This window comes from Sulfitobacter litoralis (genome assembly GCF_900103185.1).
Classification (GTDB): domain Bacteria; phylum Pseudomonadota; class Alphaproteobacteria; order Rhodobacterales; family Rhodobacteraceae; genus Sulfitobacter; species Sulfitobacter litoralis.
Genome location: NZ_FNJD01000018.1, coordinates 66968 through 76240, shown reverse-complemented (window position 1 = coordinate 76240; position 9273 = coordinate 66968). Strand labels below are relative to the sequence as shown.

Annotated in this window: 7 protein-coding genes; 5 read left to right on the top strand and 2 right to left on the bottom strand. The window is 56.4% G+C overall.

Annotation, left to right across the window (positions count from 1 at the left end; all coding sequences use genetic code 11):
- A partial coding sequence (locus BLQ98_RS13850; RefSeq protein WP_141135339.1) for a transposase occupies positions 1–270 on the bottom strand: 270 nt, incomplete at its 3' end.
- 20 nt (positions 271–290) lie between these two features.
- Here BLQ98_RS13850 and BLQ98_RS13845 point away from each other — a divergent pair.
- From BLQ98_RS13845 to BLQ98_RS13835, 3 genes are all read left to right on the top strand, one after another.
- Positions 291–881, top strand: a complete 591-nt coding sequence (locus tag BLQ98_RS13845) for a hypothetical protein (RefSeq protein WP_093733898.1) — start codon at positions 291–293, stop codon at positions 879–881.
- A gap of 152 nt (positions 882–1033) precedes the next feature.
- Positions 1034–2194: an RsmB/NOP family class I SAM-dependent RNA methyltransferase gene (locus BLQ98_RS13840; RefSeq protein WP_093733897.1), complete on the top strand. Its 1161-nt coding sequence runs from the start codon at positions 1034–1036 to the stop codon at positions 2192–2194.
- An 81-nt stretch (positions 2195–2275) separates the two neighbouring features.
- Positions 2276–4594: an ATP-binding protein gene (locus tag BLQ98_RS13835; protein ID WP_093733896.1), complete on the top strand. Its 2319-nt coding sequence runs from the start codon at positions 2276–2278 to the stop codon at positions 4592–4594.
- 12 nt (positions 4595–4606) lie between these two features.
- Here the strand turns inward: BLQ98_RS13835 and BLQ98_RS13830 are convergent, their stop codons facing one another.
- Entirely contained in the window at positions 4607–5200 is a 594-nt protein-coding gene (locus tag BLQ98_RS13830; protein ID WP_093733895.1) for a gamma-glutamyl kinase, read from the bottom strand.
- 206 nt (positions 5201–5406) lie between these two features.
- On the opposite strand from BLQ98_RS13830, the gene recA reads away from it, so the two are divergent.
- Positions 5407–6477: a recombinase RecA gene (recA, locus tag BLQ98_RS13825; protein WP_093733894.1), complete on the top strand. Its 1071-nt coding sequence runs from the start codon at positions 5407–5409 to the stop codon at positions 6475–6477.
- A gap of 132 nt (positions 6478–6609) precedes the next feature.
- Complete coding sequence (alaS, locus tag BLQ98_RS13820) at positions 6610–9270, top strand: alanine--tRNA ligase (protein WP_093733893.1); 2661 nt, start codon at positions 6610–6612, stop codon at positions 9268–9270.
- Positions 9271–9273 lie beyond the last annotated feature (3 nt).

Below are 9273 nucleotides of genomic sequence, written 5' to 3'. Positions count from 1 at the left end.
GTCCGGCAAAGCAGCAGCGGGTTCCTCAATCGCAACCGGAACAAAAGACACGCCGTCCAGGTTCGGCAAGACCAACTTGCCATCCCGGGCCATCCGACGCCATTCAGACAAATGATTGGGGCGCATCCCATATCGCCGCGCAACGGCGTTCACTGTCGCCCCATCAACAAGGGTCTCGGCCACGATCCGGGCCTTAACTTCTTCAGGCCAACGGCGGCACCTCCGACGGCTACCGCCCGCATCCGTGAGAACCTCAATCGTACAATCCATGGAGAAACTCCCTCAAATCCATGAAGCACGGACTCGCAGAATACACGCGTCATCGGAAGGTGGGGTCTAAACAGCGGTTACGGTTGGATCTGGGGGTTATCGATCTTTTGGGGGAAGGTTTCATTGATAAAAATCGCCGGAAGAAAACTCCGATTGTCCCGGTCACCGGCCCAATGGCGCGAATTCTTGCTCGTCTGATGGATGCATACGGTGATGACTTTCTTATTCGATCTTCAAATAAACCCCTCGCAGTTGGGTCTCGAAATTGGACGCAAATGATACAGCGTCTCGTTGAAAGGTCGGGTATTGATAAGGACCTTAAAATAGGTGAAGTGCCAGCTAACTGGTATTCGATCCGCCGCACATTTGCTGATTGGCTTGATGAGCGGGTTAGCGACGCCGCTATCTCGGCAGTAATGGGACACTTCGATATTTCGGCTCGAACAAGGCGCCAGCTATTTGACGCTGGGAGTCCAACGACAGATCTATATAAGAGCACGAAACTTCATCCGGTACTCGAAGTAGCAGATGTTCTGGAGCGCGAATGGTGGCCTTCTATTCAGCCATATACGAGTGTAGATCTAAGTTCTGACAGTGATTCACTGATGTGAACTGATGTAACGCAAGAGGCTCAGACTATATAAACAAGGGCTAATCAATCAAAGGTGATACACGTGCATGACGTTCAGATCACGCGCGAAAGCCCGAACTACCGCATCGGGTAAGTCCCTATTATCAGAGGCGTAATCTACGTGACCCAAGCATGACCCCCGGCGCGCGCATCTCTGCCGCCATCGAGATTTTGAACACAATGGCGGATGGTGTTCCGGCAGAGCAAGCCTTGACCCGTTGGGCCCGTGGCAGCCGCTATGCAGGGTCCAAGGACCGGGCAGCGGTACGCGATCACGTGTTCGATGTCTTGCGGCAACGGCGCTTGGCGGCGCACTTGGGGGCTGGCGAAACAGGCCGGGCCCTGATGATTGGTGTGCTGCGAGCGCAAGGGGTCGACCTTGGGCCCCTGTTCAACGGGCAGGGCCACGCGCCGCTACCGCTCTCTGAAGACGAGGCGACTGTGGCCGATGCGCGAAGCGATCCAGCGGTTTTATGGAACCTGCCGGATTGGATCATACCCCTGTTTCAGGCATCGTTGGGGGCGCGGGCCGATACGGTTGCGCAGGCCCTCCAGTCGCGGGCCCCGATTTCTGTACGGGTGAATACGGCGCAGGCGTCGGTGGCCAATGTGGCTCAGGCGCTGGCAGAGGCCGGGATCGAAACGCGCGCCAATGATTTGTGCGAAACGGCCCTGACAGTGACTGCCGGAGAACGAAAACTTCGTAATTCTGACAGTTACTTGCACGGTGATGTTGAACTTCAGGACGCAGCCAGCCAAGCGGTTGTTGCGGCGCTGCCTGCCGGCACCCGTATGCTTGATTATTGCGCCGGTGGCGGTGGCAAGGCACTGGCGATGGCAGCGCGTCGCGATGTTTCGGTTTTTGCCCACGACATCGACCCGCGCCGGATGATTGATCTGCCTGCGCGTGCCGAACGCGCAGGTGCAACCGTTAAGCAGTTGGAAACGGACGCGCTTGAAGGGGCAGCGCCTTATGATGTTGTGCTGTGTGACGCGCCTTGTTCCGGTAGCGGTTCATGGCGTCGATCGCCCGAAGGGAAATGGACATTTACAGCCAGCCGTCTGGAGGAATTGACACATATCCAGGACAAAATTCTGGATCATGCGGCGACCTTAACTGCTGAAACGGGCGCTTTAGCCTATGCTACGTGTTCTGTTCTGCAATCGGAGAACGAGGACCGTGCGGCTGCATTCGTGGCACGCAATTCGGGGTGGAAGCAGGTTTTTTCACAGCGATTTGAGGTGGATAGTCAGGGAGATGGATTTTTCACCGCACATTTCAAGCGTGTTTGATCTAGCGCGAGATCAACTTTGGCGTGTTATTTTCTTTGACCTGACCCCGAATTAACAGCACATTAACCTTCATACGCCTAGATGGACGTGGTTCCACAGGTTGGGGAGAATGTGTTGGCGAAATATGGGGCGGTTCGTGAAATATTTTTTGGTAAACGTCCGCTATTGCTTTTAGCTTTTGTGGTTTCCGCAGCCCTTCTAAGTCTCATCGCCCCCGCGCGCTCTCTTGCGATGGTGTTACAGGCCACCAGTGCCGCGGTGGCGATCGCAGTGTTTGTTAAATGCGTTGATGCGGCGCTGCGCCAGAGCCAGAAAAAAAGGCACCGTAGCGCCGCCACGGCAACGATTGCCGAAGACCCGCACCCCTGCGTTTTGACCACCGTAGCTGGCGAGATCATCACGCAGAACACCGCTGCAATAGAAGCGTTTAACCGGCCCATGCCGGCGCTGGTATCTGATCTTTTTGTGACGCTTTTTGCCGATCCCGTTGCGCTGACTGCACGGTTGGCTCTGCGGGCTTCCGATACAGGCGCCGCAAAGGACGACATCACCACACGGGACGGCACCATGCGTTTGTCAGTCCACCGCGTTGGCGCGGATCTGCTGTGGCGGCTTGAAACATTGTATAGCGCAAGCGATGCGGGTGTCGGGACCAAAGGCTATGCGTTGCCGATGGTAATGGTCAGTCAGGCAGACGTCATTTTGTTTATGAATGCCGCCGCGCGCGCAATGGTGGGCAAACGTGTGACCGCGCTAAGCCAGATCGTCGGGGCGCTGCCGTCTAGCGCGGGTAAACTGGTGACGGTGCAGACCGCGACGGGGCCCCTGTGTATGACGATCACCGAGATGCCAGCGTCGGCCAACCGGCGGGCGCTGTATTTCCTGCCACATGGTGACGACGGGTACAAAGAGACCGGGTGGTCCGCACTCCAGCAGATTCCGATACCGTTGATAAAGGTGGCCCCGCGAGGAGAGGTGATATCCTTCAATGATCCCGCGCAACGACTGGTTGGGACAGAATTATCCAAAGGGACCGCCCTGTCAGACCTTATGGAGGGGTTAGGCCGTTCACTCGGAGGCTGGTTACAAGATACGCTCGACGGGCGTCTGCCGCAAAAGCCCGAATTTTTGCGCCTAAAGCGGAGTGACAAGGAGATTTTTGTTCAGGTACGTCTGAGCCTGATCTCCGAAGGCGGCGCGCCGGCACTGATCGCCGTCCTTCACGATGCGACAGAATTAAAGTCGCTCGAAGCGCAGTTTACCCAAAGCCAGAAAATGCAGGCAATTGGCCAACTCGCCGGTGGTGTAGCGCATGACTTTAACAATCTGCTCACTGCGATTTCAGGTCACTGTGATTTGCTGTTGCTTCGGCATGACCCCAGTGACCGCGATTATAGTGATCTGGTTCAAATCGACCAAAACGCGAACCGCGCGGCCGCGCTGGTAGGGCAACTGCTCGCCTTTTCGCGCAAACAGACACTGCGCCCTGAAACCGTGAATATGCGTGATACCTTGGCGGATCTTACCCATCTGCTGAACCGTCTCGTTGGCGAGACGGTGACCTTGACGCTAAGCCACGATCCCATTTTGCAACCGATAAGGGCGGACAAAAGGCAGCTCGAGCAGGTGTTGATGAACCTGATCGTCAACGCCCGCGATGCGATGCCGGCGGGCGGGGAAATCAAGGTAACGACCGAAAATACTCAGCTTACTGAGTCGTTTACCCGCGACCGGGTGACGGTGCCCGCCGGAAAATATGTGACAGTACAAGTCGCGGACGAAGGTGAAGGCATTGCGCCGGACCGTTTGCCCAAAGTGTTCGAACCATTCTACACAACCAAACGGACGGGCGAGGGGACGGGGCTGGGGCTGTCGACGGCTTACGGAATCGTCAAGCAGTCTGGCGGCTATATCTTTATTGATACCGTGGTGGGGAAAGGCACAATATTTACCCTTTATTTCCCTTGTCACACCAACGCAATCGACCCGCCAAAGCCACTGAAAGAGTCTCCACCCCTTACGGGGGGCAAGCGGGATGACGGGACCGTTTTGCTTGTCGAAGACGAAGCGCCTGTCCGCGCTTTCGCCAGCCGCGCACTGCGCATGCGTGGATATACCGTGCTGGAGGCGGATTCAGCGGAAATGGCGCTCAAGACTCTCGAGGATGAGGCGCTGACCGTCGATGTGTTTGTGACAGATGTGATCATGCCCGGGATGGATGGCCCGACTTGGGTACGCGAGGCGCTGAAAGAACGACCGGGCGTGCCGGTTGTCTTTGTATCAGGCTACGCCGAAGACAGCTTTGGGGACGCTCAAATGACGATACCGAATTCGGTGTTTCTGCCCAAGCCGTTTTCTCTGGTAGAGCTGACGAATACCGTGAACAGTCAAATGCAGTAAACTACCGCTATTTCAGGAAATCGAGTCGTAGAGTTCGAATTCTTGTTCGAATTTACGCTTAAGCCGTTGCTCTACGTCCTGTGATAGGTGCAAATCCATACGAGGAGAGACATTCTCGGATTTGAGGTCTAGCTTCACATCGAGCCGGTCCTCAAGAAATGATTTCAACCGATCCTGATTTTCATATTTGAAATAATGGGTTATACCTGTCCCATTCGGTTGCGACGCCATGAAGTTTGACTGGCTTCCCACATCGGCGAACCCCGGTTTCTTACCTTTCATATAGGCGAGAACGAACTCGTCAAAACTGACGTCGAAGGTCGCATTAGGTTTGCCCTGCATGAATGGGCGCCGGCGATAGCGATACCAGCTGCCCAGCCAGCTGACCGGCTCGCGCATGACCGCCATCAGTTCCAGTTCTGCGTCACAGACTTTCAGAAACATGGGGCGGATGAACCGATTGTAGCGATAGACCGGCGCATGTTTCAGCATTGGCGGCTCCGATATGACCATATCGGCACGGGGGGCGAGCGCGGTTTCATAGGCAGTCGTGCCGGTTTTTGGGACCGACAGGAAAGCAAGGCGTTCTTTAAAGAAAACAAGCACTTGAAAGAATACCTTTGGTCAGAAATCTAAATTATTCAGCATATCAATAGAATGTTAATCAGTTCGCGAAATAGATGAAAGGGCAAACAATTACATTGTAATGTTCTCATTTTAGTCCCATATGGAACATAGAAAGAACATCAAGATGGTCGGGGCATGATGATTGCGGCTCGCAGACCACTGTGACAGTAAGAGGATAACCTATCATGGCAACGGCAGATCTTTTGACTATGGACAACAAGAAACAAGCTGAAAAGCAAAAGGCCCTAGACAGCGCACTGGCACAGATTGAACGCCAGTTCGGTAAAGGGTCGATCATGAAACTTGGGGCCGAAGGGGCCATTCAGGACATCAAGGCAAGCTCGACCGGGTCTTTGGGTCTGGACATCGCGCTTGGCATTGGCGGTTTGCCCATGGGGCGGATCATCGAGATTTACGGCCCGGAATCTTCGGGTAAAACGACGCTCACGCTGCACTGCGTCGCAGAGCAGCAGAAAAGTGGCGGCGTTTGTGCCTTTGTGGACGCTGAGCACGCGCTTGATCCCCAATACGCGCGCAAACTGGGCGTCGATATTGACGAGTTGCTGATTTCCCAGCCCGATACTGGTGAACAGGCGCTCGAGATCACCGATACGCTGGTTCGGTCCGGTGCGGTGAATATGGTGGTGGTCGATTCCGTCGCCGCGCTGACGCCAAAGTCCGAGTTGGAAGGCGATATGGGCGACAGCTCGGTTGGGGTGCAGGCCCGTCTGATGAGCCAAGCGATGCGCAAGCTCACCGGTTCGATCTCGCGGTCCAATTGTATGGTTATCTTCATTAACCAGATCCGGATGAAGATCGGCGTTATGTTTGGCTCGCCGGAAACGACAACGGGCGGCAACGCACTCAAATTCTATTCCTCCGTCCGTCTGGATATCCGCCGCATCGGCGCGCTGAAAGATCGCGACGAAGTGGTCGGCAACGCCACACGGGTCAAGGTCGTCAAGAACAAGGTCGCGGCACCGTTCAAGCAGGTCGAGTTTGACATCATGTACGGCGAAGGCATCTCTAAGATGGGCGAGCTGTTGGATCTGGGGGTCAAGGCCGGCGTGGTCGATAAATCGGGCTCGTGGTTCAGCTATGGCGACGAACGGATCGGGCAGGGGCGTGAAAATGCCAAGACCTTCTTGAAGGAAAACACCGCCATGGCCAATGACATCGAGGACAAGATCCGCGCCGCTCATGGGCTGGATTTTGCTGGATCAGGTAACGACGACGCGGACATTTTAGAAGCTTAACGCGTTCACCACAGAGGTTAGAAATGGCGTGCCCCAGTGGCGCGCCTTTTTTCGTAGGGGCTGCCTGTGGACAGTGGTGTGTCGCGCAGGTATTCGGAGGTAATTGTTTTTGCCCCTCGAAAGGCCCCGCATATGAAGACGCTTAACGATATCCGCTCGACCTTCCTTGGTTATTTTGAAAAGCAGGGTCACTCGATCCAGCCGTCCAGCCCGTTGGTGCCACGGAACGATCCTACTTTGATGTTCGCGAATTCGGGCATGGTGCAGTTCAAGAACCTGTTCACCGGCGTCGAAACCCGCGACTATTCTCGGGCGACAACCGCACAAAAATGCGTGCGCGCCGGGGGCAAACATAATGATCTGGATAACGTCGGCTATACCGCGCGGCACCATACGTTCTTTGAAATGTTGGGCAACTTCAGCTTTGGTGACTATTTCAAAGCCGAAGCTATCGCCTTTTCCTGGGAGCTAATCACCAAGGAACTGGGAATCGACCCAAACCGGCTTTATGTCACTATTTATCACACGGATGATGAAGCCGCAGAGATCTGGAAAAAAGTCGCGGGATTGCCCGACGACCGGATCATCCGCATCGCAACGGATGATAATTTCTGGATGATGGGGCCGACAGGCCCTTGCGGCCCTTGCTCCGAGATTTTCTACGATCATGGCGATCACATCTGGGGTGGTCCTCCCGGATCGCCAGAGGAAGACGGTGACCGGTTTGTCGAGATCTGGAACCTCGTATTCATGCAATACGAGCAGTTCGAGGATGGCAGCCGCAAGGCATTACCGAACCAATCCATCGACACAGGCATGGGGATCGAACGGGTTGCGGCGTTGCTGCAAGGCACCAACGACAACTATGCAACCGACCTGATGCGCAACCTGATCGAGGCGAGCGCAAATGCCTCTAGTTCAGACCCCGACGGACCGGGCAAAACCCACCACCGTGTGATCGCGGATCACCTGCGTTCGACGTCCTTCTTGATCGCGGACGGGGTGATGCCTTCAAATGACGGACGGGGCTATGTGCTCCGGCGGATCATGCGTCGCGCGATGCGTCACGCGCATCTTCTTGGTCTGAAAGACCCGCTGATGCACCGCCTGGTGCCGGAACTGGTGCGCCAGATGGGCGGGGCCTACCCCGAATTGGGGCAGGCGCAGTCGCTGATCACAGAGACACTGCTGCTCGAAGAAACCCGTTTCAAGCAGACGCTGGACCGCGGTCTGAAGCTGTTGGATGACGAATTGAAAGACCTGCCTGCCGGTGCCGATCTGTCCGGCGAGGCCGCGTTCAAACTCTATGACACGTACGGTTTCCCCGTCGATCTGACGCAGGATGCCCTGCGCGAACAGGATCGCAAGGTCGATCTGGACGGCTTTAATGCTGCGATGGATGCGCAAAAGGCCAAAGCACGCGCGGCGTGGTCCGGCTCGGGCGAAGCGGCGGATGCGACCGTATGGTTCGACGTGGCTGAAAAATCCGGCACCACCGACTTTTTGGGCTATGACACCGAAACCGCCGAAGGGCAGATCGCCGCCTTGATTCAAGATGGGGCGCAAGTCGCCGAGGTCAAACAGGGTGACAGCGTTCAAATCGCGTTGAACCAAACACCGTTTTACGCCGAAAGCGGCGGTCAGGTCGGGGACACCGGCACGATCAAAACCGACAGCGGCTTGGTCACTGTAACGGACACTCGCAAGACGGCTGGTGTGTTTATCCATATCGGCGAGGTGACCGAGGGAACGTTAAAAACCTCTCAGGCTGCGGTGCTGGATGTTGATCACGCACGTCGGACATCGATCCGTGCGAACCACTCTGCCACCCACCTGCTGAACGAAGCGTTGCGCAACACGCTTGGGGATCACGTTATGCAGCGTGGCTCGCTGAATGCGGCGGATCGTCTGCGTTTTGACTACAGCCACAACCACCCGATGACAGCCGATCAGTTGGCCGCGGTCGAGGATGAGGTCAACAGCTACATCCGCCAGAACACCGGCGTCGAGACCCGGATCATGACCCCGGACGACGCCCGCGAGATGGGGGCACAGGCTCTTTTTGGCGAGAAATACGGCGATGAGGTCCGCGTTGTTTCAATGGGCCGAGAGGCCGGATCGGGCAAAGGCGTGGACAAGCAGACCTATTCGCTCGAACTTTGCGGTGGTACCCATGTGCGCCAGACCGGCGACATCGGGGTATTTGTTCTGCTCGGCGACAGCTCCAGCAGCTCGGGCATTCGCCGGATCGAGGCGTTGACCGGCACCGAAGCGTTGAAATGGCTGCGCACGCAAGAAACCGCCCTTTCGCGCGTTGCAGCTGAGCTCAAGACGTCCACCGTGGATGTGCCGGACCGTGTGCGCGCGCTACTGGATGAGCGCCGTGCGCTTGCCAATGAGGTCGCCCAACTGCGCCGTGAATTGGCCATGTCCGGCGGCGGAAACGCGGGTACCGCGGCTCCGCGTGACGTGGGTGGGATCAAGTTTATCGCTCAGGTTCTCAATGGCGTGACGGGCAAGGACCTTCCTGCGCTCATCGATGAACACAAGGCCAAACTCGGGTCGGGTGCCGTGCTACTGATAGCGGATGCCGATGGTAAAGCCGCCGTTGCTGCAGGTGTCACACCCGATCTGGCCGCCACGCTATCAGCGGTGGATATCGTCAAGACAGTTGTCGCCGAACTCGGCGGTAAAGGCGGCGGAGGTCGTCCTGAGATGGCTCAGGGTGGCGCGAAAGATATCGCAAACGCCGAGGCAGCAATTGCCGCGGCTGAAAATGTTCTGAAAGGATAAACC

Excerpts from the sequence above, each read along its gene's own strand:
- BLQ98_RS13835 (WP_093733896.1), top strand. The coding sequence starts at position 2,276 with ATGGACGTGGTTCCACAGGTTGGGGAGAATGTGTTGGCGAAATATGGG.
- alaS (WP_093733893.1), top strand. The coding sequence starts at position 6,610 with ATGAAGACGCTTAACGATATCCGCTCGACCTTCCTTGGTTATTTTGAA.
- recA (WP_093733894.1), top strand. The coding sequence starts at position 5,407 with ATGGCAACGGCAGATCTTTTGACTATGGACAACAAGAAACAAGCTGAA.
- BLQ98_RS13845 (WP_093733898.1), top strand. The coding sequence starts at position 291 with ATGAAGCACGGACTCGCAGAATACACGCGTCATCGGAAGGTGGGGTCT.
- BLQ98_RS13840 (WP_093733897.1), top strand. The coding sequence starts at position 1,034 with ATGACCCCCGGCGCGCGCATCTCTGCCGCCATCGAGATTTTGAACACA.